This window comes from Streptomyces sp. TLI_185, from assembly GCF_003814765.1.
GTDB lineage: Bacteria > Actinomycetota > Actinomycetes > Streptomycetales > Streptomycetaceae > Streptomyces.
This window is the reverse complement of record NZ_RKRB01000001.1, coordinates 3023458-3046741: the sequence shown is the minus strand read 5'-3', so window position 1 is coordinate 3046741 and position 23284 is coordinate 3023458. Positions and strand designations below refer to the sequence as shown.

Genomic DNA, 23284 nt, shown 5'->3' with positions numbered 1-23284 from the left:
CGCCCGTGAAGGGGTGTGTCGGTAGCCAACAGGCCCTAATAGCCGGGGTGTTAAGAGTGGTGTTAACCCCTTCCGACCTGCGGGATTTCGTGCATCCTTGTGGGAGGTTCGAACGGGCTAGCGGATGGAGGCGGTATGCGTGAGTGAACGGTTGAGAGACGCTCGAAATGCTCGCGGCTGGTCTCAGGAGCGTCTGGTCCGGGAGATCGAGCGATACGCCCGGCAGCACGCGCTTGACGTTCCGACGACCGCGAGCCTCCGCGTCTACGTCTCCGAGTGGGAGAACGGCAGGCGCAAGATCTCAGCGCGGTTCGCGGCGATCCTCCGGCCGCTCCTTGGGCTCACGGATGGGGAGTTGCTCGGGGAAGCGCAGACGGCCGGGCCGCCACTGGTAGGCGGCTACGACGAACTCATCAGCCGAATCGATTCGGCTCGGAGCGTCGGCCTCAGCATGGTGAAGACCTTCACTGATCAGACCGAGCTGTTCCGCACGATGGACAGGCAGATGGGGGCCGCCGCTCTCGTCGACCAGATGACGGGCCACCTGGCCCGGCTTGAAGACGCGCTCACGTTCGCGGTCCTCCCCGACACCCGCCGGCCGGTTGCTCAAGCGCTGGCTGCCGCCGCAACGCTCGCGGCCTGGCAGGCCCTTGACGCGGGGGCCGTCGAACGGGCTTGGCGAAACTACGAGTTGGGCAAGAGGGCGGCACAGGAAGCCGGAGAGCCCATGTACCTCGCTCACGCCATGGCGGAACAGGCATACGTCCTCAGTGAGGCGGGGCGGCCGGAACTGGCCGTGGCGCTCGTGCGCGACGCTCACAGGGCGGCAGGCGGCCACATGTCGCCCCGTCTTCAGGCTTGGCTGTACGCGGCCGAAGCGGAGCTGTGCGCCAAAGCTGGGCCCGACCTGGCCGACGACTGCCGCCGGGCCCTGGACATGGCCGCATCCGTGCTGCCGCCCGGCGATGAAGCCCGGGACCCAGACATGTTGAGCATCTTCTTGAACGGCTCGCACCTGGCCCGATGGCGTGGCAACGCCCTTGCGATGCTTGGGGATGACGACGCGGTGGACAGCCTCTACCAGGCGCTGGACTCGCTCGATTCCACGTTTGTGCGCGCCGAATCCGGTCTGAGGTGTGACCTTGCCCAAGCGCACTTGGCGCGCGGCGAGTATGACCAGGCGCAAGAGCACGTGCGGACTGCACGCCTACTGGCGAGCCGCACCGGATCGGCGCGGCATCGCCGCAGGATCGATGAGCTCACGCAGAGGCTGTAGGCGTGTTCTTCCTGTTCGCGAGCACATGCAGCAGGGCAACGAGGGTGCCGGACCCCATGAGCTGACCGCGCGCCATCAGGTCGGGGATGTCGGCGAGCGGTACCCACTCGACGCGGCCCGCTTCCTCCGCGTCCGTCGGCTCGCCCACCTGCTCCGCACCGTGCGCTACGAAGATCTCGTGCGGTGAGTCCACCATGCCGACCATGGGTTGATACGTGACGACGTGGTCAGGGTTGGTAGGGCGCCAACCCGTCTCTTCCTCGACTTCCCGCGCCGCGCACGTACGGGCGTCCTCGCCCGCGTCCACGATGCCGCCCGGGAGCTCCCAGCCCCATTGGTCCGGTACGAAGCGGTAGCGCCAAAGCATGAGCACACGGTCTTGGTCGTCCAGCACAGCCGTGATTGCGACGTGCTGCAGCCGCACTACATGGTGCTCAAAGCGCTTCACGCCCGGGGGCTCCACGTCGACCAGGTCAAGCCGGACCCATCGGTTGTCATACACGGGCCGCTCGCCGTGGATCTGCCACGGTTCCAGCTCGCCCGAGGTGGCGCCCACGCGTCGCTGAGTGGGGGAGGGCGCTGGTACTCGGTACGAACTCCGCCCCTGCACCTCCAGCACGCCTTCCGCCACGAGCCGCGCAAGCACCTGTCGCAGGGCGGTGCGGCCGATGTCGAGTTCCTCCGTCAGCGTGCGCTCCGACGGCATCTTGTCGCCTGGCGAGAACTTCCCCCCTCCGACCCATTCACGGATCGTGCGCTCCACCCGAGCCGTCTTGGTTTCTGCCATTCCCGCAGCACGCTCCCCATTCGTTGGCTGGTGCACACCAGCGTAGCCAGTTGGCGTTCTCCCCAGTGGGGGACACTTTCAAGAGTCCTCAAGGCGTAGTGCGGAGCGGCCTACGGCCGCGCGACCTTTGGCAGCTCGCTGCGCTCGCGCACGACAGCCGCCGTGCGACGCTTCGAGTCGTCGCGTGCTTCTGGCCGGTCCGCCGGACAAGCGGCTGCAACATTCCGGTGTTGCAGCCGCTCACACACCATCGACAGGCGTTGAAGAGACCACCCTCGCCCCGCGCGGGGGTGGTCGCTTCTGCTTCCCCGACTCGGGGCTAGCGTTACCTGCCGGGATCTGGACCGCTGTGCTCATCAAGATCCGGGAGGGTGATCACCCCGAGTCCCCAAGGACCAGGATGCGGTCAATCTCGATGGGTGGGCCAACCTGAAGCTCCCGCTCCGCCCTGAAGACCCGCATCAGGTCATCGCGGATCGTGTCCGTACGCGCGGTGATGCTGTCGCCGACGTCGAGGCCAGATTGCGGCGCAAGGAGTTGGCGCCGGAGTTCGAGGGTTACCTGTTGCATCGCGAGGGTCACCGGTTGGCGCCCGTCTGCGTCCCCCGACGGGTCGCCGGTGTGCCCGTTCTGGCGCACGGAGCGGAACGACCTGTTGCTTACCAAGGAAATGGCCTCAGCTACAGAGTGCATGACGGGTTCTGCGGATTCGTCGAACTCGGCAACGTTGACCTCGCGCTCCGCGGCAAGGTCCTGGAGGGTCCGGGCGATGAGGCGGTGCCAGTCCTGGAGAGCCACGGTCGCATCCGCGATAGCTGCAAGCACCTTCTCGCTCTCTTCTTGACTGGCCGCCTTCTTGCGTGCGTCCTCTTCAGCCCGTAGGCGTCGCCTCTCCGCTTCGATTGCCTGCTCGCGTGCGTTCGCTTCATCCCGGAGGCGTCGGGCCTCTAGGTCGGCCGCTCGCGCCTGCGCTTGTATCTCAAACTCCCGGCGCAGGTTCTCGATGTGCAGCTCATGTTCGCGACGGCGCTTGTCGATCCGGACTGGCCCGTACACGCCTGCAACGCCGCCGATGAGTGCCCCGCCGATTCCGCTGATGACGCTGTAGAACGCTGTTGGATCCGCCATCGTCCCAATGTGGCCGACGCTGCACCCGCTTGGTGCAACGTCTGTGAAACTTCACCGAACGCTCTCCGGTTGCGGCAGTCGAAGAGGCCACCCGCAACCAGCCGAAGTGGTCTCTTCAGCCCTCCCGACTCGGGGCTAGCGTCCGCAGTGTCCGCAACCTGCCTCACCTAAGAGCGGCTCTGATCTGCGGAAAGACGCTCTTAGTAGCGGAGCGTGGCCGGACGCTGCGGACGCTGGTGGACGCTAAACATTTTGTTTAGCGTCCGCAGCAACACCGCAGGTCAGAAGGGGTGAGGCAAGCCCGGCGGACGCTGCGGACGCTATCTTCCCTCAACTCTCTAGTAAGAGAGAAGGAAGGCTCTTCAGTCGGGGGCAGGGTCGCGGTACGGACGCCCGTCTGCCCCCTGCTGAAGAGCCGTGGTGGGCCGTGAGAGCAGAACGGGCCCGGCGGCGCTTACCCAAGCTTGCCGCCCGCCCCTTGGAAGGCCCCGAGGACGCGTACAAGCAAGAGGAGCACCCGTTCCCGGGGGCGTGCTCCTCTTGCTTGTACAGGGCGGTCGTGGCGCCCGTGGATGCCTTCCAAGCGGAGGTGACGAGTGCCCACCCCTGAGCTGCCGCTCGCAGGAGCGTGGGGGGAACGTGCGGGTGTTAGGGCCAGGTGTCAGGAGGTGTCAGCGCGCGCTGTTAGGGAGCGTGACACCCGCGCCTGCCTAGGGGTTTGGGTGTCAGGCGGCCGTGACGGTGTCAGGCGTTACGCGGGTGTCAGGGCAGGGTGTGCCGCCTGGCTCCCTCGCTGCGCTCGCGCGCGACGGCCGCTGTTCCCCTCTAGCACCATGAAACACGCGGGGGGTGCCTGCGTGTTTCAGTCCTGTCAGTGTCAAGGCCTATACGTCTCGGCCGCAGCGACCATGGTGGCGTTGACGACGATGGGTGGGCCAACCTGAAGCTCCCGCTCCGCCCTGAAGACCCGCATCAGGTCATCGCGGATCGTGTCCGTACGCGCGGTGATGCTGTCGCCGACGTCGAGGCCAGATTGCGGCGCAAGGAGTTGGCGCCGGAGTTCGAGGGTTACCTGTTGCATCGCGAGGGTCACCGGTTGGCGCCCGTCTGCGTCCCCCGACGGGTCGCCGGTGTGCCCGTTCTGGCGCACGGAGCGGAACGACCTGTTGCTTACCAAGGAAATGGCCTCAGCTACAGAGTGCATGACGGGTTCTGCGGATTCGTCGAACTCGGCAACGTTGACCTCGCGCTCCGCGGCAAGGTCCTGGAGGGTCCGGGCGATGAGGCGGTGCCAGTCCTGGAGAGCCACGGTCGCATCCGCGATAGCTGCAAGCACCTTCTCGCTCTCTTCTTGACTGGCCGCCTTCTTGCGTGCGTCCTCTTCAGCCCGTAGGCGTCGCCTCTCCGCTTCGATTGCCTGCTCGCGTGCGTTCGCTTCATCCCGGAGGCGTCGGGCCTCTAGGTCGGCCGCTCGCGCCTGCGCTTGTATCTCAAACTCCCGGCGCAGGTTCTCGATGTGCAGCTCATGTTCGCGACGGCGCTTGTCGATCCGGACTGGCCCGTACACGCCTGCAACGCCGCCGATGAGTGCCCCGCCGATTCCGCTGATGACGCTGTAGAACGCTGTTGGATCCGCCATCGTCCCAATGTGGCCGACGCTGCACCCGCTTGGTGCGATGTCTGTGAAACTTCACCGAACGCTCTCTGTCGCGGCAGTCTGAAGAGGCCACCTACACCCGCGGTGAGGTGGCCTCTTCAGACTCGGGGCTATCATCCGCAGCGTCCGCAACCTGGGCACGGGGTGCTCCTCTTGCTTGTGCCCACGGCCGGTCGCCCCGACGGGGTCGCCGCGCGAGCGCAGCGAGCTGCCAAGGGACGCGCGGCCGTAGGCCGCTCCTTCCTGCTCTTCCCCACGGCGGCGATGACCCGGCACGGTCCGGCCCGATAGCGATCCGGCCGGCGCCCCACCCACAGGCGCCGTACAGCCCGATTCCGGAGGTCTGCCCAGATGGCTCGCTAACCGCTAACGTGCTGGTCACCAGCGGTTTTGGCTGCTAGCGGGGTCGCTAACGTTAGCGACCCCTGCCGCTAGCGCTAGAGGCTCTTCGGAGCCGGGAGCCGGGAGCCGGGCCGTCTGTGGGCCGTCCGAGGGTGGCCAACGACGACAGGCAACGACAGACAACGAGTGCTTCATGCCTGGTTACGGGGGCATCGCGTACCCCGTTTGCAGGTAAGCGATACCTGTCACGAGTCTATGGTGATCAGGTGAGCGAGCAGACGCGGGAAGTGAGCACGTCACCGGGGCGGCGCGTGGTCGTCGTCGGCGCGGGCATGGCCGGTGTCCAGACCGCGGTCGCCCTGCGCGAACAGGGCTTCACCGGCACCGTGACGGTGATCGGCGCCGAGCCCCACCAGCCGTACGACCGGCCGCCGCTGTCCAAGGCCGTCCTGCTCGGCAAGTCCGAGGGCTCCGCCTTCGACGTCGACTTCGAGGCGCTCGGCATCGAACTGCACCTGGGGTGCGAGGTGCTCGGCGTGCGCCCCGGTGAGCACGAGCTGGACACCGAGAACGGGCCCGTGCCGTACGACGTCCTGGTCCTTGCGACCGGCGCCGAACCGATCACGCTGCCGGGCACCGAGGGCGTGCCCGGCGTGCACCTGCTACGCACCCTGGACGACGCCGAGCGGCTGCGGCCCGTGCTGGCCAGGCAGCACGACATCGTGGTGGTCGGCGCGGGCTGGATCGGCGCGGAGTTCGCCACGGCCGCGCGCGAGGCGGGCTGCGCGGTGACCGTCGTCGAGGCCGCGGACCGCCCGCTCGCCGGCGCGCTGCCCGCCGAGGTGGCCGCACCGATGGCCGCCTGGTACGCCGACGCGGGCGCCGAGCTGCGTACGCACGCGCGCGTGGCACACATCGAGCCCGGCGCGGTCGTCCTCGACGACGGCTCCCGGCTGCCCGCCGGCGCGGTCGTGGTCGGCATCGGCGCACGCCCCGCCACGGCCTGGCTGGCGGGTGCCGGCGTCGAGCTCGGCGCGCACCGCGAAGTCGTCGCCGACGCCCACCTGCGCACCTCGGCACCAGACATCTACGCCGTCGGCGACTGCGCCTCTTTCCCTTCCGGACGGTACCGCGAGCGCCTGCTGGTCCACCACTGGGACAACGCCCTCCAGGGCCCGCGCACGGTCGCCGCGAACATCATCGGCGAGACCACCGGCGAGCCCCCCGCGGTCTACGACCCGGTCCCGTACTTCTGGTCCGAGCAGTTCGGCCGCTTCGTCCAGTACGCGGGCCACCACACCGCCGCCGACACGACCCTGTGGCGCGGCGACCCCCACGGCCCCGCCTGGTCCGTCTGCTGGCTGCGCGAGAGCCGCCTGGTCGCCCTGCTGGCGGTCGGCAGGCCGAGGGACCTCGCACAGGGCAGACGGCTGATCGAGGCGGGCACCCCGATGGACCCGGAGCTGCTGGCGGACCCGGCGCGGCCCATGAAGACGGCGACGGCCTAGTACGCAGGACGGCGGCCACGAGGGGTGGCGAAACCCCAGGTCGGACGATTCTGGCTTCCGACTGTCAGTGCGGGATGGCAGGCTTGATTCCGTGACCGAGATTGACGCAAAGATCGAAGCTCTCGTCCCCGCCTGGCTCACCCTCCCCGACATCGCAGAGATGCTCGATGTCGAGGTGACGCGTGTGCGGCAGCTGGTCAAGGAGGGCCAGCTCATCGCCGTACGCCGAGGTGAGAACCGCGCGCTGCACGTCCCCGCCGCATTCATCGACGAGGCCGAGCAGAAGGTCGTCAAGGGCCTGACCGGGACCCTGACGCTCCTGAGGGATGACGGCTTCACCGACGAAGAGATGATCGAGTGGCTCTTCACCCCCGACGACAGCCTGCCCGGCACCCCCGCGCAGGCCCTGAGCGAGAATCGCGGTACGGAGGTGAAGCGCCGGGCCCAGGCGCTCGCCGTCTGATCCGAACAGGCTGAACCGAACACCGTCCGGCTTACGGGCCGAGGTCCGCGCAGGCAGGGCCGCGGCCGTGGTTCACTGCGGCCCGCAGAAACCGACGGCCACGGCCGGCCAGCGGCCCGTATGCCGCCGACCAGGAACGACACCCACGGGGGACCCTCGTATGCCCGACACCGCCACCACCGCACGCGCCGAGCTCGCCGACGCCCGCGTCTACCTCTGCACGGACGCCCGCAGGCGCCAGGACGACCTGCCGGCGTTCCTGGACGCCGTCCTGGCGGGCGGGGTCGACATCGTGCAGTTGCGCGACAAGGGCATGGAGGCGGCCGAGGAGCTGGAGCACCTCAAGGTCTTCGCCGACGCCTGCGCCCGTCACGGCAGGCTCCTCGCCGTCAACGACCGCGCGGACGTGGCGCACGCCGCCGGCGCCGATGTGCTCCACCTCGGCCAGGGCGACCTCCCGGTCCCCGCGGCCCGCGCGATCCTCGGTGAGGACGTCCTCGTGGGCCGCTCCACCCATGCCGAGTCCGAGGCCGCCGCGGCCGCCGTCCAGGAGGGCGTCGACTACTTCTGCACCGGCCCCTGCTGGCCGACCCCCACCAAGCCCGGCCGTCACGCCCCCGGCCTCGACCTGGTCCGGTACACCGCCTCCCTGGGCACCGAGCGCCCCTGGTTCGCCATCGGTGGCATCGATCTCGGGAACCTGGACGAGGTGCTCGAGGCCGGTGCCCGCCGCGTCGTGGTCGTCCGCGCGATCACGGAGGCCGACGATCCGGGCGCGGCGGCGCAGGAGTTCGCGAAGCGGCTCCGGAGCGCGTAGCGCAGGCCCGACCGGGGTCTGCCGTCCGACGTATTGTCCGATGGGCGTCAGGCGGATTGTCCGATGGAAATCCCGCAGCTTGTCCGACGGAATGCGTGGCAGCTTGTCGGACGGAATGCCCGGCTGCTTGTCCGAAGAATGTCCGCCGGGTTGTCCGATAGGTGGACAACAAATAGACAAATCGGGCAAATATCCCGCATCTGGTTGGGGAGCCGCCGCCCCCTGACTAACCTGCGGGTATGGCCCTCGGAACCGCATCCACCAGGACTGACCACGCGCGCACGGTGCGTGACATGCTCGCGACCGGCAAGACGACGTTCTCGTTCGAGTTCTGGGCTCCGAAGACGGAGAAGGGCGAACGCAACCTCTGGAACGCGCTCCGCAGGGTCGAGGCCGTGGCCCCCAGCTTCGTCTCCGTGACGTACGGGGCGGGCGGCTCCACGCGCGCGGGCACGGTGAAGGCGACCGAGCAGATCGCCGCCGACACCACGCTCACCCCGGTCGCCCACCTCACCGCGGTCAACCACTCCATCGCCGAGCTGCGCAACATCATCGGCCAGTACGCCGACGCCGGGATCCGCAACATGCTCGCCGTGCGCGGCGACCCGCCCGGCGACCCCATGGGCGACTGGGTGCCGCATCCGACGGGACTGACCTACGCCGCCGAACTCGTCCAGCTCATCAAGGAGTCGGGCGACTTCTGTGTCGGCGTCGCGGCCTTCCCGGAGATGCACCCGCGCTCCGAGGACTGGGACACGGACGTCGCCCGCTTCGTCGACAAGTGCCGGGCCGGCGCCGACTATGCCATCACACAGATGTTCTTCCAGCCGGAGTCCTATCTGCGGCTGCGTGACCGAGTCGTCGCGGCCGGCTGCGACACCCCCGTCATCCCCGAGGTCATGCCGGTGACCAGCGTGAAGATGCTGGAGCGGCTGCCGCAGCTCAGCAACGCCGTCATCCCCTCCGCCCTGAAAGAGCGGATCCTCACAGCAAAAGACGATCCGACCGCTGTACGCTCCATTGGCATCGAATTCGCCACGGAGTTCTGCGCGCGGCTGCTGGCCGAGGGAGTGCCCGGACTGCACTTCATCACGCTCAACAACTCCACGGCGACGCTGGAAATCTACGAAAACCTGGGCCTGCACCACCCCCCGCAGGCCTAGACCGGCCGCACGGGTATACGACACACTGCGTAGCGGCGACTCGGAGAGGGGCGTACATGGGCTGGACGGTCCTCTACATCGCGTTCGGAATTGTCGCGCTGTGGCTGCTGGGTGAGGTGCTGCTGCAGTACAAGGCGCGCCTGCGCTGGCGGCTGCTCGCCTTCGCCGGCTTCCTCGGCGTCGTGCTGGGGGTACTGATCCCCTCGGTGATCGTCATCGGTCTCGGCGCTGCAGCGTTCGCGGTCGGCCAGACCTACGTCACGCTGTCGTTCCGCCGCGGCTTCGCGTCCGGCTGGGCGGTCAGCCGGACGGGCATCGGGGGCGTCAGCAAGCGCCGCCGCGGCGAACCGGACCACCAGGACCCGACCCTGGAGGTCTCCGACCTCGAGCCGGGCGACGGGGGCCACGACGACCAGGGCGTCTACAACCGCGAGAGCGTGTCCTACGGCAACGAGGACGACTACGACCGCGACGACGTCTTCACGCCCGCCCGCTCCTCCCAGCCCGCCCCCGCCGAGTCCACCGCGGTCTACGAGCCGCAGCCCCTGCCCGACGACACCGGCTCTTACGGCATATACAGCGACCCCGCGTACGCCGCCGCCGATGCGTCCTACGCGAACACGGGGCAGTCCCAGGACCAGTACGCGACGGCCGCCCAGGGCGCCGACCAGTCCTACGGGTACGACTACTCCGGCTACAACCAGCAGCAGTACGGCTACGACACCACCGGCCAGCAGCAGTACGCCGCCTACTCCGACCCGTACATCGGCACCCAGACCTACGGCGGCGGCTACGACGCCTACGGCCAGTACGGCCAGCAGGGCTACGGCCAGGACCAGTACGCCACCGGCACCTACGACGGCCAGACGCCGTCCGGCGGGGTGTGGGTCCCGCAGCAGCGCACCGACGAGGCCTACGGCGGCGAGCTCCCGCAGGAGCAGCCCTACCCCTACCAGGACAACGGCCAGGGACAGGGGCAGGGCCAGGCTCAGGGGAACGGATACGACGAGCAGTACCGCTTCTGAAACGCGCAGTACCGTTTCTGAGGGCCAGGACTGCTTCTGAGGGCCCGTCAGGCCGGGGCGCTCACTGAGAACCCCGGAACTCCGGCCCCTCCACGATCAGACCGGCCACCAGTGCCCCCGACATACCGGCGTGCGGCAGCCCCCCGCCGGGGTGCGACCAGCCGCCGACCCGGTACAGCCCGGGGAACCTGGTGGTGTTGGCCGGGTGCAGGAAGCGTCCTTCCCCGGCGGCCAGCGAGGGAGCGGACACGCCCCCGAAGGCGGCGCCCGTCTCGTCCTCGCCGAGACCCGGCGACCGGACCTCGCGCCACAGCAGCCGCTCGCGCAGTCCGGGTATCGCGGCCTCGGCCGCGGCGACGAGCAGGTCCGCAAAACGTTCGCCCCGCTCCGACCGGTGCCAGTCGCCCTCCGCCGGGACCGCTGCGGACAGGACCACGGACTCGTGTTCCTCGTCCGGTCGCAGCGCCGGGTCGTCCGGCCGCAGCACGGTCACCGTGGGCCGCACGGGCTCATCCGCACCGGAGTGCAGAGACTCCAACTCGGCCGTGCGGTCGGGTGCGTGCACGACCGTGTGATGAAGCGCACCGGTCTCCCGCGGGCCGCGCAGCGCCAGCAGCACGGTGAACCGCCCGGGGCGGGCTGCCGTGTCGGGGCGTACATCACCCTCGTCGTCGAGCCGGCGCTCCGTCAGCCCCTGCAGACGTACGGGATGCACACCGGCGACCACATGGTCCGCCTCCGCAACCGTCCCGTCATCCAGCTCCACCCCGGCCGCCCGGCCGTCCTTCTCCAGCACCCCCGTCACCTCGGCGCCGAAGTGGAACTCGACCCTGCGGGCCACACACCGCTCGTACACCGCGCGCGCCAACTCCCGTACGCCGCCGCGGACATACCAGCTGCCGAAGGCGTGCTCCATGTACGGCAGCACGGCCGCGCTCGCCGGGGTGACGCGCGGGTCGAGGCCGTACGCGAGGGCGTAACTCTCCAGGAGCGCCGTGAGCCGGGGATCGCGCAGCTCCCAGGCGCCGACCTCGGCGAGGGTGGCGGCGCGCCGGGTGCGCAGCAGCCGCTTGTGCGGGACTGCCGGGTACGGCTCGCGGCCGGCCAGTACCGCCCAGTTGGGCCACAAGGGCTCCTCCAGCAGCGGCCGGCGAGTGCGGTCCCAGGCCTCGCGGGCCCGCACCAGGAAGTCGCCCCAGCGGCCGCCCGCGCCCGCCCCGAGCGCCTCGTCCAGAGCGGCGACCACTCCTGCGCGCGAGGCGTTCGGCAGCGCGACGGCGGTGCCGTCCGCGAAGACGTGCCGCGAGGACGGGTCGACCTGGACCAGCTCGACGCACTCCTCCAGCGGTTGCCTGCCGGTCTTGATGAACAGATCGCGCCAGACCGCGGGCAGGGTCAGCAGCCCGGGACCGGTGTCGAAGCCGAAGCCGTCCCGCTCGAAGCGGCGCACCGCTCCGCCGTACGTCTCCGCACGCTCGTACACCGCCACCCGGTGGCCCGCGACGGCCAGCCGGGCGGCGGCCGCCATCGCGCCCATCCCGGCGCCGATCACCGCAATCCGTCCCATGCCTGCGACTTTATCGACCGCCACTGACAGTCACGGCACGGGTGGTCCGCCGGACAAAACCCCTGACCCCGGCCCGAGGGGAGTACGGATGCGGACGCGAACGTCACCAGTCGGCAACGGAGCGTTCTGCGCATGAGTGCGCAGGTCTGAGTATCCGTACCTAGGGGGTGAGATGAGTACGCGCGCGGATGGGGCCCGACCTGCGCGAACGAGAGAGTGGAGACACGGAAAGGGGCACGGCTCCGGCACCGGCGACACGGGGCGCCGGAACGGAGCCGCCCCGGATCCGCTCCTTCCGTCGGCCGAGGCCGGCGGGAGCGAGGCACGGGGGGAACCCGGGGGAACGGCCGAAACGGGGGCCCAACGGGGGAAAACCGGGGGAAGCACGACGGGGGAGTACAACGGGGGAGCACGAGAAGGCGCCGGTTCGAGGTGGCCCGCGGGGGACGCGGCCACACCGGACCGGCGCTTTCGTATGCGATCAGCTCCCGCTGCGACCGCTGACGCGTCCCTGGAGCAGCCGGGACAGCGCCGCATGGACGTCGTCCAGGGAGCGCTCCGGCTGGAAGGACTGCCAGTCCAGTGCGGCCACCAGGACCATCCCGACCAGCGCGGACGCGGTCAGCGGCACATCGATCTCGGCGCTGAACTCGCCGGCGGCCACGCCCGCGCGCAGGACGTCCTCGACGACCGCGACCGCCTGCTGCCTGACCACCATCAGGGTGGACTGCCAGGCCCGGTTGGTGCGCCACAGCTCGGCCACGTACAGCTGCGTGAAGGCCGGATAGCGTTCGATGAAGACGAGACCGGCCCGGATCATCGCGTCCAGGGCGTCCACCTTGGTACCGCCGTCCCTGGCAGTGCGCTCGGCCGCCTCCCGGAGGGAGATGGTGAGGAGGCCGACCCCGTGCCGCAGCAGCTCCTCGAAGAGGACCGACTTGCTCGCGAAGTTGTAGTAGACCGTGCCCTTCGCGACCCCGGCCCGCTCGGCGATCTCGTCCACCGTGGTGGCGGAGAAACCCTGCTCGGCGATGAGCGTGACGGCGGCCTCGTAGAGCTTCTGCCGGGTGGCCTCGCGGCGGGCGCTGCCGCCCGACGTGGCGCTGCTGCTTTCCATGGGCCTGATTGTCACAGGAGCCGTGCCCCGAGATGTCACCTCCGCGCTCACAGGCTCAGCTCCGGGTGCAGCCGGTCCAGGGTCCACACCTGCCGGCGCCGGGCCGACACGGCGGTCAGCGCGAGCGCCCCCGCGGTGAACGCGACGAGCACCACGCACGCGTGCCACACAGGCCCGAGGCCGCCGCCCGTGATGAGCCTCCTGAGGGCCCCCACGATGTAGCTCATCGGCAGGAACGGGTGGATCGCGTTGAAGAACCCGGGGCTGGTCTGCACCGGATACGTACCGCCCGCGGAGGTCAGCTGGAGCATCAGCAGGGCGAGGACGAGGATCCGGCCCGCCGCTCCGAAGCGCGCGTTCAGCCACTGCACGATCGCCCCGAAGCACGCCGTCACCAGGAACAGGAAGCCGACCGTTCCCGCCGTCCGGGTCATCTGCAGGCCGATCGCCCAGTGCAGGACCGCCATCAGGGACACCGTCTGCAGGACGCCGATCGCCACCACCGGCAGCCAGCCGGCCAGCGCGATCCGCCACGCGGGGGCGCCCGTGGAGAGTGCGCGCCGGTTCATCGGGGGGATCAGCATGTACGCCACCATCGCGCCCACCCACAGGGACAGCGGAATGAAGTACGGGGCGAACCCGGTGCCGTAGTTGGGCGCCTTGTGGAGGTCCTTTGAGACGAGCTTGACGGGGTCGGACATCACCTCGGTGCGCTGGTTGCGGTCCTGCTTGTCGTAGTCGGGGATCTTCCCGGCGCCGTCGTGCAGCCCGCCCGCGAGCTTCCCGGAGCCGTCGACGAGCCGGAACATGCCGCCGTTGAGGGTCTCGGCGCCGGTCTTCAGCTTTCCGACGCCCTCGTCCAGGTCTCCGGCGCCGCTCTTGGCCGTACCGAGCCCCTGGTGCAGTTTCTGCGCGCCGTCAGCTACCTTCCCGGCGCCCTCGTTCAGCTTGTTGATCTTGGATACGGCGTCGTCGAGGTCCTCGGACAGGTGTGGTGCCCGGTCGGCGAGCGCCTGGGCCTGCGTCTGGAGAGTGGCCAGGTTGCCGTCGAGCTTCTTCAGGTCGCCGTGCTGGTCGCCGATCAGCGTGTTGAGGTCGTCGGCGATCGTCGCCACGTCGGCGGCCGCGTCCTTCGCCTTCTTCAGGTCGGAGCAGGCCGGATCCGGCAGTACGGCGTCCTGGCAGCGCGCCCGGTAGACGTCGTTCAGCGCGTCGGAGGCCGCGTGGGCGCCCTTGGCGGCGGCCGGGGCCGTCTTCACCAGGGTGTCGAGGTTGTCGCGGATCGCCTTGGAGGAGTCGGCGACGAGCCGGGCGGTGTCCCCGATGGTCTTCTCGTTGCCCTTGAGGAACGGGCCCACCTTCTTGTCGATCCCGTTGACCTTGTCGGCGAGCGTCTGCGTGCCCGCCGCGACCTGCTTCGAGCCGTCCGCCAGGTCGCCCGCGCCCGTGTCGAGCTTCGTCAGGCCGGTGGACAGCCTGCCGCTGCCGTCCTTGGCGTCGTTCAGGCCGTCGGCGAGATCCTTGGAGCCCTTCTCCGCCTTCCCGATGCCGCCGTTGAGCTGGTCGGCGCCGTTCGCGGCCTTCACCGTCGCCCCGTGGATGTCGGAGAACGAGATGAAGATCTTGTCCAGGAAGGACCGCGACGCCTTCGCGGACGCGGCCTGGCGCACCTCGCTGAACACCGTCCGGGAGATCTGCCCGACGATGTAGTTGTTCGCGTCGTTCGTACGCACCTGGAGCGCGCCCGTCTCCGGGGAGGCGCCCGCGCTGGACGCGATCCGCTTGCTGAAGTCCGAGGGCATGGTCAGCGACAGGTAGTACCTGCCGTCCTCCACACCCGCGCGTGCGTCCTCGGCACTCACCTCGTGCCAGTCGAAGGTGTCGCTGTCGCGCAGCCCCTCGGTGATGGCCTCGCCCGCCGCGATCTTCTTCCCGTCGGCCCTCGCCCCCTTGTCGTCGTTGACGAGCGCCACGGGGATGCGGTCCAGACGGCCGTACGGGTCCCAGAACGACCACAGGTACAGGGCGCCGTACAGCAGCGGCAGCACCAGCAGCGCCACCAGGGCGGCGCGCGGCAGCCTGCCCCGGCGGAACCGCCTGAGCTCAAGAGCGGCCAGTTTCGGCGAGCGCATCGGCCTTCTCCTTCTCCGTGGTGGCCTTCTCCGTGGTGGCTACGACGACGGTGTCCTGCGGTGCCTCGCTGCACACCGCCACGACGGTCGTCCCGGCCGCGGCGATCGACCTCAACAGCGCCCAGACCTCGGCCCGTTCGGCATCCGAGAGCTTCAGGTCGGTGTCGTCGACGGCGAGCAGCCGGGGCTGTCCGAGCAGGGCGAGCGCGATGGACAGCCGCAGCGCCTCCAGCCGCTCCAGATCGCGTACGGCCGTCCGGGAACCCTTGGGCAGGGCCTCCCGGTCCAGCCCGGCGGCGGCCAGCGCGGTATCGATGCGCAGCCTGGCCTCGGCCGTGCGCTCCTTGCGCGGCCGCAGCAGCGCGCGCAGTGAGTCGCCGAACCGCCGCTGCAGCAGCGCCCGTTCGAGCAGATGCTCGCCCACGGTCAGGGCCGGCTCGAGGTCGGTGACCCCGGCGACATGCGCGAGCCCGCTGACCCGGCGCACGGCCGCCATCTGCTTGGGCAGCTTCCACTCGCCCACCTCGACCGCTCCCGCGGTGGGCTTCATCCGTCCCGAGAGCGCGAGCAGCAGGCAGGTACGGCCGGACCCGGACGGTCCCTCGATCGCGATCAGCGAGCCGGGCTCCGCGTCGAACGTGACGTCGCGGAAGGCCCAGCCGCGAGGGCCCCTGACTCCGAGGCCGCGGGCCGTGACACCGATTCCGGGCACGGTTCCCCCCATCCCCTGAAATTGAACTGACTGGTCAGTGCAAAAACTACTCCGAACCTTCGATCGAAGCAAAAGCGCAGGTCAGAACGGATTGTCAGTGGCATACCGCACGATGGGCACATACGGCGTCCCCTATCAGGGCATGCCGTCACACAGACGACAGGAGGTTCGTCATGGCCAGCTATCACGCAGCAGCCGCCCGTCGGCGCCGCGCCACCGGCCCTGCCCCCTCACTGACCGGCCCGGCGAGCGACGTCCACCCGGTGCTTCGCCGGACCACGGCCCCGCCCGCCGCCCTCGACCTGCTCGCCCAGGCCCGCGCCGGACTGGACGAGGCAGCCGTCCTCGAAACGCCCAACGAGCGCTATGCCACCGCCCACCTCGCCGCCCTGCGCACTGCCGCCGCAGTGCTCGCCGCGCGAGGCCGCCCCGAGCCCACCTCCCGACGCCGCGCCCGCATCAGGAGCGCCTGGGAAGTGCTCCCCGAAATCGCGCCCGAACTGACCGAGTGGAGCGTGCTGTTCGCCTCCGGGGCCCGCCGCCGTGCCCTGGCCGAGGCGGGCATACAGGGCGCGGCCAGCCGCCGGGACGCCGACGACCTGATACGTGACGTGGCGATGTTCCTGCGCCTCGTCGAGCGGATGCTCGTCCTCCAGCCGGTCCTGCCACAGCCACGCCAGGACGCCGACCATCCGCAGGCCGACGCGGAGAGCGACCGGAGCTTCCCGGACACGGGGTGAGCGAGTCCGCCGTACGAGACGATCGGCGGGCAGGCCTGCGCGGTGACCGGGTGGGGCGGTGGAGGCAATAGGGTGGAAGGCGCCTGAAGCCTTCCCTCCGTACCCCGGCCGGGGAGGCACCCCGTTCGCTCCGCCGTGCAATGGGCGGTGCCGCGCCGAGGAGTCAACTGCCGTGTCGGACCCGAGCCGCCCCCGCGCCTCCCTCCGTACCGCCGTGGTCTGGGAGGTCCTCCAGGACGCCCTCGAACGCCGGGTGAAGGCGACCGGGCGGGAGTCGCTGGACGTTCTCGACACCGGGGGCGGCAGCGGCAAGTTCGCGGTGCCCGTCGCCGGCCTCGGCCACAAGGTCACCGTCGTCGACCCCAGCCCCAACGCGCTGTTCGCGCTGGAGCGCCGCACCGCCGAGGCCGGCGTCGCCGACCGTGTCCAGGGCGTCCAGGGCGACGCCCACGGCCTTTTCGACGTGGTCGAGCGCGGCGGCTACGACGTGGTGCTGTGCCACGGCGTCCTGGAGTACGTCGACGACCCGGCCGAGGGCGTGCGCAATGCCGTGGCCGCCCTGCGCTCCGAGGGCGTGCTGAGCCTGCTCGCCGCGGGTCTCGGCGGCGCCGTGCTCGCGCGCGCCCTCGCCGGCCACTTCAAGGAGGCGAGGCAAGCCCTCGCCGACCCGAACGGCCGTTGGGGCGCGGGCGACCCGGTGCCGCGCCGCTTCACCGCCGAACAGCTCACCGGGCTGGTCGAGGGCGCGGGCCTCAGGGTCGGCGCCGTGCACGGCGTACGGGTCTTCGCCGACCTCGTCCCGGGGGTCCTGGTGGACACCGAGCCCGGCGCCCTGGAGGCGCTGCTCAAGCTGGAGGAGGCGGCGGCCGAACTCCCCGCCTTCCACTCCGTGGCCACCCAGCTCCATGTGCTCGGCGAGACGCAGGGGGCCACCGGGGCCTGAGCGGGCTCCTGCGGTGCGCCGCTGATCAGGGACTTGGCCGCACATGGAGTACGCCACAGGCCCCCCGATCGGGCGTTCAGCGCCGTATGATCGAGGGAGACCGCCCGGCATGACGGGTCGGCCGCTGGGGAATGCAAGCTTCAGCGAGCCGGGACGTCCATGGCGGATTCCGGTTGGCCAATTGGCGCAGAGGGGCGGGTTTCACGGGGGCGATTCCCTGCCTATCCTGAAGGGACCCCCCGGGTCGCCCCGGCGACTGCACGATGAGGAGGACTCCGTGCCGCTCTCGGAGCACGAGCAGCGCATGCTCGAGCAGATGGAGCGAGCGCTGTACGCCGAAGATCCCAAGTTCGCGTCGGCGCTTGAGGGAAGCGGGCTGCGTACGTACACCCGGCGGCGGGTCTACCAGGCGGTCGCGGGCTTCCTCGTGGGTATCGCGCTCCTCATGGCTGGAATGGTCGCCAAGCAGGTCTGGCTCAGCGTGGTGGGCTTCCTGGTCATGCTGGGGTGTGCCGTGCTCGCCGTGACCGGCTGGCGCAAGGCCCCCAAGCCGGGCGAACAGCCCGCGGCCGGTGCTGCCCCGCACGCGAGCCGTCAGGGACGGCAGAAGCGCTCCATGATGGACCGCATCGAGCAGCGCTGGCAGCGCCGCCGCGACGAGCAGGGCCACTAGCTCCTCTTCCACCGTCCGCCCCGGACGGTCCTCGCAGACATACGTGAGGGGGTGACCACCCGGCGGGTGGTCACCCCCTCACGTATGCCCGGATGACCGGCGCGGGGCGGACGGCCGCACCGCCGCCCTCAGCCGCTCTGCTGCCCGGACGGGCGCCGCGCCAGCGCCGACCAGCGGTCGGCACAGCGGGCCTTGAAGGCGGTCCAGCGGTCCGTGAGGTCCCACACCGCGCGCACGGCCGACCGGGGCGCCACGACCGCCCGTACCCGGGTGGTCCAGCTGACCGTGGACCGCAGCGCCGCCCGCAGCCTGCGCACATGGTCGGCCAGTCCCGGCACGTCCCGCGGCTGAGGTGCGAACAGCACCTGCTCCACCGCACCCGCCACCCGGTGCACCGACTCGGCGGTCGCCGCGTCCAGCTGTCCCAGCCGCACGATGCGTGCGGCCGCCTTGCGCGGGGTCAGCGCATCGTCCGGCACGATGCCGTAGTCCCAGGCCGTGTCGGTGAGTTCGCGCCAGACGGCCAGGACATGGCCCGCGGCCACCTCCGCGGCGTACCGCGCATCCGCCTCCACCGGCAGGGCCGTCACGTCGACGTCGTCCGTGCTCTCCGCGTCAGCGCCCCGTGCCTTGCGGCCCTCCCGGGTCAGCGTCAGGCCGGAGACGGTGTGCTGGGCCGAGGCCAGCCGCACCGAGCGCCGCCGCAGCCGCCACAGCATCGGCAGCAGCGGCACGGCGACCGCAAGGAGCCCCAGCAGGGACCATCCGGCGATCTTGTACCAGGGGAGACCGTCGTCGCCCGGCTTGGCCGTCTCCGACGGGAGCGCGGCGGCGCAGGCCTCCAGCTTCTTCTGCTGTGCCGAGCAGCTCGTGCTAGCCGAGGGCGCCGCCGACGCGGACGCACCCGCCGACTGCGAGGACCGCGGCACCGGCGGGAGATTGTTGTCCGGCGTGTCCGACTGCGTGTACGAGGGGGTCACGCCCCGGTTCGGGGTCGGCTCGAAGCGGGTCCAGCCCACGCCCTCGAAGTACAGCTCGGGCCAGGCGTGTGCGTCCTTCAGCCCCACCGACACCGAGCCGTCCGCCTGTGGCGTGCCCGGAGCGAAGCCCACCGCGACCCGGGCGGGTATGCCCAGGCTGCGGGCCATCGCCGCCATCGCGAAGGAGAAGTGGACGCAGAAGCCCTCCTTGTCCTTCAGGAACTTGGCGATCGCCTGCGAGCCGCTGCCGACCTGCACCTGGGTGCTGTACTGGAAGCCGCCGGTCAGGGCGAAGTAGTCCTGGAGCTTGACCGCCTGCTCGTAATGGCTGGTCGCGCCGTCGGTGACCTTGCGGGCGGTCCTGGCCACCACCGCGGGCAGCGAGTCCGGCAGTTTGGTGTAGTCGCGCTTCAGGGACGCGGGCGGCTCCGGAGCGTCGGCGAGCTGCTCCGCCGTCGGCTGCACATCGAGGCTCTTGACCAGGTAGGTCTTCCCGCGGGTGGTCTCGCCGTGGTCGCCGACCAGCGTCATGCCCACCGGTTCGTAACGCCATTTCCCGCCGACGTCCACGCCGCTGGGCGGGTACGGCATCGGCAGCCAGTCCTGGGCGTACCAGTCCGCGGCAGCGATCCGTGTCTCTATCTCCGCCCGCTTGATGTCCCCACCGAGGCCGGCCGGGGTCGGGAAGCTGTCCGGTACTCCGGTGACGTGCCGCTTGGACGGTTTCCAGGTGCTGCCGTCGAAGTCGTCCAGGGACACGATCCGCAGGTACAGGTTCGAGATGTCGTTGCTGTTCGTCTTGAGGGACATGACCTGGCGGTCCTGGTCCACGTTCAGACTGTCGCGCAGGGACACCAGCGGGTTCACCGCGGAGATCGTGCCGCCGCTGCCGTTGCCGCCGCCCACGCCCGTCCCGGCCGCGTCCAGCAGGCCGCCGTTCATCGCGGGCAGGGCGATCGGTACCACCAGGGCGACACCCAGTGCGACCACGCCGATACGGCGCCCGGTGCGCACCGGTGCCATCGCGCCGGGTTCCCCGCCCGGGTTGCGCGCCGCCCCGCCGAAGACCCGGCCCCACTGCGAGAGCCGCTCACGCCCCTCGGACAGGAGCAGCATCAGATAGCCGCCCGCCGCGACCAGGAACCACAGCCAGTCGGTGCCGCCGTCGGACAGCCCCGCGGCCACGGAGTACAGCGCCAGCAGCGGCAGTCCGGCCGGGGCCGCGCTGCGGAAGGTCACCGCGAGGGTGTCCACCGCGAGGCCGATCACCAGGACCCCGCCGAGGATCATCAGCCGGATGCCGTCGGACTCCAGGGGCGCCGGGATCGCATACCGCGCGATGTCGTCGCTGCCCTGCTGCAGCAGGTCCGCGAAGTGACGGAACGCGTCGGGGCCCGGGACGATGCCTATGAGGGCCTGCTGCCGGGCGAAGACCAGGGTCAGCATCATCAGCGTGACCAGCGCCTGCGCCGCCACCGTCAGCGGCCGGGCCAGCGGCACCCGCCGGGTCGCCGCGCCGACGCCCGTCTGCACGGCGAGCATGACCGCCACCTGAAGGATCCAGGTGGCCGGCGAGACCAGCGGCAGCAGGGCGCAGGACGCCATCAGCGTGGCCGCCCAGGCGCACAGCGCCAGTCGTGCCCGCCCGCTCATGAGCCCGCCCCCCCGCCGTTCGTCCCGCTCGTCGCGGCGAGACCCGTGCGCTCACGGTCCGCCAGGCGCCACAACTCGGCGAGCGACGCGGCCCGCGGCACCTTCAGGGCCGTCCAGCCCGCCTCCCGCAGCATCCGCAGCCGTTCCTCGCTCGTGTCCAACGGACCGGGCACATCGCTCGGTTCCCGCACCCAGGCGTTGCTGTCCAGCAGGAAGGCGACCGCGCCTCCGCTGCGCTGCCGCATCTTGGCGGCCACCGCCGCCTGCTCCTCGTCGAGGTCGCCGAGGAAGGCCACCAGCAGTCCTTCGTTCCCGCCGCGCAGCACGTCGTACGCCCGCGACAGGCCCGCGCCGTCGGAGTGGTCGACCACCGCGAGGGTGTCCATCATCAGCCCGGCCGCGTCCGCCGTCTCCTGGCTGGCGCCGGCGAACCCGTCGGCGCCCTCGCCGGGCACCGAGTTGCCGGTGTCGGTCAACAGCCGGACGGAGAAGCCCCGTTCGAGCATGTGCACCAGGACGGACGCCGCGCCCGAGACCGCCCACTCGAACGCCGAGTCGGGGCCCGCGCCCTGGAATGCGAGGCCCCGGGTGTCGAGCAGCACCGTGCAGCGGGCGCGCTGGGGCTGCTCCTCGCGGCGCACCATCAACTCGCCGTAGCGGGCGGTGAGGCGCCAGTGCACGCGGCGCAGGTCGTCGCCGTAGCGGTAGCCGCGCGGGATCACGTCGTCCTCGCCGGCCAGCGCGAGCGAGCGTTGCCGCCCGTCGCCGTACCCCTTCGACTCCCCGCTCAGGCGCACCGGCGGCAGCGCCTCCACGCGCGGGATCACCGTCAGGGTGTCGTACGTCGAGAAGGACCGGGTCAGCTCGCACATCCCGAACGGGTCGGTCAGGCGCAGCTGCAGCGGGCCCAGCGGATAGCGGCCGCGCAGGTCGGAGCGGACCCGGTAGGACACCTCGCGGCGGCCGCCCGGCTCCACCCGGTCCAGGACGAAGCGGGGGCGCGGGCCGAGCACGTACGGCACCCGGTCCTGGAGCATCAGCAGACCCGTGGGCAGCCGCGAGACGTTGTCCATCCGCAGATGGACGCGGGCCTCGCTGCCGGCGGGCACGCGCGCGGGGGTGAGCCGGCGGCTGCCGGCCACCCGGTAGCGCGTGCGGTAGAGGAACAGTGCGCAGATCAGGGGCAGCGCGGCGAGCAGCAGGCCGACCCGCAGCAGATCGCTCTGTCCCAGGACGTAGGCGCAGATGGCGGCCGCAATGCCGGCGGCCAGGAAGGAGCGTCCGCGGGTGGTCAGGCCCGCCAGGGCGGTACGGACGCCGCCCTTCTCGCCGTGGCCGGTGTCCGGGTGGCCCGTTCCCCCGGCGGTCATCACAGCCTCCGCGGCGGCTGCTGGGGGTACGCGGGCGTACCGCGGCCGAGGCCGCCGAAGCCGGGCTGCTGCTGGGGCGCCGCGGGCACCGGGGTGCGCTGCAGGATCTCCTGCACGACCTGCTCCGCCGTGCGGCGGTTGAGCTGGGCCTGGGCGGTGGGCAGCAGCCGGTGGGCCAGGACGGCCACGGCGAGCGCCTGCACGTCGTCCGGCAGCGCGTACTCCCGGCCGCTCAGGGCTGCGGACGCCTTCGCCGCGCGCAGCAGGTGCAGCGTCGCGCGCGGGGAGGCGCCGAGTCTGAGGTCGGGGTGGGTGCGGGTGGCGGAGACCAGGTCCACCGCGTACCGCCGTACCGTTTCGGCGACGTGGACGCCGCGGACGGCCTCGACCAGCTTCACGACGTCGTGCGCGTGTGCCACCGGCTGGAGGTCGTCCAGCGGGTTCACCCCGCCGTGGATGTCGAGCATCTGCAGCTCGGCGTCCGCGCTGGGGTAGCCGATGGAGACCCGGGCCATGAAGCGGTCGCGCTGGGCCTCGGGCAGCGGGTAGGTGCCCTCCATCTCGACCGGGTTCTGCGTGGCCACCACCATGAAGGGGCTCGGCAGCTCGTAGGTCTGCCCGTCGATGGTGACCTGGCGCTCCTCCATCGACTCCAGGAGTGCGGACTGCGTCTTCGGCGAGGCGCGGTTGATCTCGTCGCCGATCACGATCTGCGCGAAGATCGCGCCTGGCTTGAACTCGAAGTCCCGGCGCTGCTGGTCCCAGATGGACACACCCGTGATGTCCGAGGGCAGCAGGTCGGGGGTGAACTGAATGCGTCGCACCGAACAGTCGATGGACTTGGCCAGCGCCTTGGCCAGCATGGTCTTGCCCACTCCGGGGACATCCTCGATCAGAAGATGTCCCTCGGCGAGCAGTACGGTCAGCGAAAGCCGTACGACCTCGGGCTTGCCCTCGATCACTCCTTCCACCGAACTGCGGACCCGCTCCACAGTGGCAGTCAGATCTGTAAGGCTCGCTCGATCGTCATAGGTCGTCACCCGGCCCTCCTCGGCCCGTTCTTTCTCCGGGCCGTCGCTCTGCGATGCGGACCGGCCCACCCCGAAACACGGACACCACGCGTGAATAGTTCCGCGTGACGCCACACCCCGCATTCTTGCTGCCGTTACCGATTCGTGTCACTCGACTGTGGACAACTGGCTGCGGTATGTCAGGTTTTATGACGCTTGGG

Annotated in this window: 19 protein-coding genes; 9 read left to right on the top strand and 10 right to left on the bottom strand. The window is 70.6% G+C overall.

What is annotated here, in order from left to right:
- The first annotated feature begins 139 nt into the window (after positions 1 to 139).
- A complete protein-coding gene (locus EDD92_RS13825) occupies positions 140 to 1276 on the top strand; it encodes a helix-turn-helix transcriptional regulator (protein ID WP_123964590.1) in 1137 nt (378 codons plus the stop codon).
- Here the strand turns inward: EDD92_RS13825 and EDD92_RS13820 are convergent.
- The 3 genes from EDD92_RS13820 to EDD92_RS13810 form a co-directional block, all read right to left on the bottom strand.
- Positions 1260 to 2063 carry an NUDIX domain-containing protein gene (locus EDD92_RS13820; RefSeq protein ID WP_123964589.1) on the bottom strand — a complete coding sequence of 268 codons (804 nt, stop codon included), beginning with the start codon at positions 2061 to 2063 and terminating at the stop codon, positions 1260 to 1262. The genes EDD92_RS13825 and EDD92_RS13820 overlap by 17 nt on opposite strands.
- A gap of 375 nt (positions 2064 to 2438) precedes the next feature.
- Complete coding sequence (locus EDD92_RS13815) at positions 2439 to 3191, bottom strand: hypothetical protein (protein ID WP_123964588.1); 753 nt, start codon at positions 3189 to 3191, stop codon at positions 2439 to 2441.
- A gap of 877 nt (positions 3192 to 4068) precedes the next feature.
- On the bottom strand, positions 4069 to 4830 hold the full coding sequence (locus tag EDD92_RS13810) for a hypothetical protein (protein ID WP_123964587.1): 762 nt from the start codon (positions 4828 to 4830) through the stop codon (positions 4069 to 4071).
- Positions 4831 to 5456: 626 nt separating this feature from the next.
- Between EDD92_RS13810 and EDD92_RS13805 the strand changes: the two genes are divergently transcribed.
- The 5 genes from EDD92_RS13805 to EDD92_RS13785 all read left to right on the top strand — a co-directional run bounded on the left by EDD92_RS13805 (position 5457) and on the right by EDD92_RS13785 (position 10166).
- Positions 5457 to 6698, top strand: a complete 1242-nt coding sequence (locus tag EDD92_RS13805) for an NAD(P)/FAD-dependent oxidoreductase (RefSeq protein WP_123964586.1) — start codon at positions 5457 to 5459, stop codon at positions 6696 to 6698.
- A gap of 91 nt (positions 6699 to 6789) precedes the next feature.
- Positions 6790 to 7161, top strand: coding sequence for an Rv2175c family DNA-binding protein (locus tag EDD92_RS13800; RefSeq protein WP_030932752.1), 372 nt, complete (start codon positions 6790 to 6792; stop codon positions 7159 to 7161).
- Between the two features lie 160 nt (positions 7162 to 7321).
- On the top strand, positions 7322 to 7978 hold the full coding sequence (thiE, locus tag EDD92_RS13795; protein WP_123964585.1) for a thiamine phosphate synthase: 657 nt from the start codon (positions 7322 to 7324) through the stop codon (positions 7976 to 7978).
- A 239-nt stretch (positions 7979 to 8217) separates the two neighbouring features.
- A complete protein-coding gene (gene metF, locus EDD92_RS13790; protein ID WP_123964584.1) occupies positions 8218 to 9141 on the top strand; it encodes a methylenetetrahydrofolate reductase [NAD(P)H] in 924 nt (307 codons plus the stop codon).
- Between the two features lie 56 nt (positions 9142 to 9197).
- Positions 9198 to 10166, top strand: coding sequence for a hypothetical protein (locus EDD92_RS13785; protein ID WP_123964583.1), 969 nt, complete (start codon positions 9198 to 9200; stop codon positions 10164 to 10166).
- Between the two features lie 61 nt (positions 10167 to 10227).
- Here the strand turns inward: EDD92_RS13785 and EDD92_RS13780 are convergent, their stop codons facing one another.
- The 4 genes from EDD92_RS13780 to EDD92_RS13765 form a co-directional block, all read right to left on the bottom strand.
- The gene (locus tag EDD92_RS13780; protein WP_185124006.1) at positions 10228 to 11733 is read right to left on the bottom strand and encodes an NAD(P)/FAD-dependent oxidoreductase; all 1506 of its coding nucleotides are present in this window, start codon (positions 11731 to 11733) and stop codon (positions 10228 to 10230) included.
- 481 nt (positions 11734 to 12214) lie between these two features.
- A complete protein-coding gene (locus tag EDD92_RS13775; RefSeq protein WP_123964582.1) occupies positions 12215 to 12850 on the bottom strand; it encodes a TetR/AcrR family transcriptional regulator in 636 nt (211 codons plus the stop codon).
- A gap of 47 nt (positions 12851 to 12897) precedes the next feature.
- The gene (locus tag EDD92_RS13770) at positions 12898 to 14982 is read right to left on the bottom strand and encodes a YhgE/Pip domain-containing protein (protein WP_123964581.1); all 2085 of its coding nucleotides are present in this window, start codon (positions 14980 to 14982) and stop codon (positions 12898 to 12900) included.
- On the bottom strand, positions 14954 to 15706 hold the full coding sequence (locus EDD92_RS13765) for an ATP-binding cassette domain-containing protein (RefSeq protein ID WP_123964580.1): 753 nt from the start codon (positions 15704 to 15706) through the stop codon (positions 14954 to 14956). The genes EDD92_RS13770 and EDD92_RS13765 overlap by 29 nt, the downstream gene beginning before the upstream one ends.
- A gap of 161 nt (positions 15707 to 15867) precedes the next feature.
- Here EDD92_RS13765 and EDD92_RS13760 point away from each other — a divergent pair, with 161 nt between their 5' ends.
- From EDD92_RS13760 to EDD92_RS13750, 3 genes are all read left to right on the top strand, one after another.
- Complete coding sequence (locus EDD92_RS13760; RefSeq protein ID WP_123964579.1) at positions 15868 to 16434, top strand: SAV_6107 family HEPN domain-containing protein; 567 nt, start codon at positions 15868 to 15870, stop codon at positions 16432 to 16434.
- A 172-nt stretch (positions 16435 to 16606) separates the two neighbouring features.
- Positions 16607 to 17377: a methyltransferase gene (locus EDD92_RS13755; protein WP_123964578.1), complete on the top strand. Its 771-nt coding sequence runs from the start codon at positions 16607 to 16609 to the stop codon at positions 17375 to 17377.
- A gap of 277 nt (positions 17378 to 17654) precedes the next feature.
- Positions 17655 to 18050 (top strand): DUF3040 domain-containing protein, encoded by a 396-nt coding sequence (locus EDD92_RS13750; protein ID WP_123964577.1) that lies wholly within the window; start codon positions 17655 to 17657, stop codon positions 18048 to 18050.
- A gap of 128 nt (positions 18051 to 18178) precedes the next feature.
- Here the strand turns inward: EDD92_RS13750 and EDD92_RS13745 are convergent, their stop codons facing one another.
- The 3 genes from EDD92_RS13745 to EDD92_RS13735 are packed head-to-tail and all read right to left on the bottom strand — an operon-like array spanning position 18179 to position 23093.
- The gene (locus EDD92_RS13745; RefSeq protein WP_123964576.1) at positions 18179 to 20683 is read right to left on the bottom strand and encodes a DUF3488 and transglutaminase-like domain-containing protein; all 2505 of its coding nucleotides are present in this window, start codon (positions 20681 to 20683) and stop codon (positions 18179 to 18181) included.
- Positions 20680 to 22053: a DUF58 domain-containing protein gene (locus tag EDD92_RS13740; protein WP_123964575.1), complete on the bottom strand. Its 1374-nt coding sequence runs from the start codon at positions 22051 to 22053 to the stop codon at positions 20680 to 20682. The genes EDD92_RS13745 and EDD92_RS13740 overlap by 4 nt, the downstream gene beginning before the upstream one ends.
- Positions 22053 to 23093 (bottom strand): MoxR family ATPase, encoded by a 1041-nt coding sequence (locus tag EDD92_RS13735; RefSeq protein WP_123964574.1) that lies wholly within the window; start codon positions 23091 to 23093, stop codon positions 22053 to 22055. Before EDD92_RS13735 ends, EDD92_RS13740 begins: the two co-directional genes overlap by 1 nt.
- Positions 23094 to 23284: the final 191 nt, after the last annotated feature.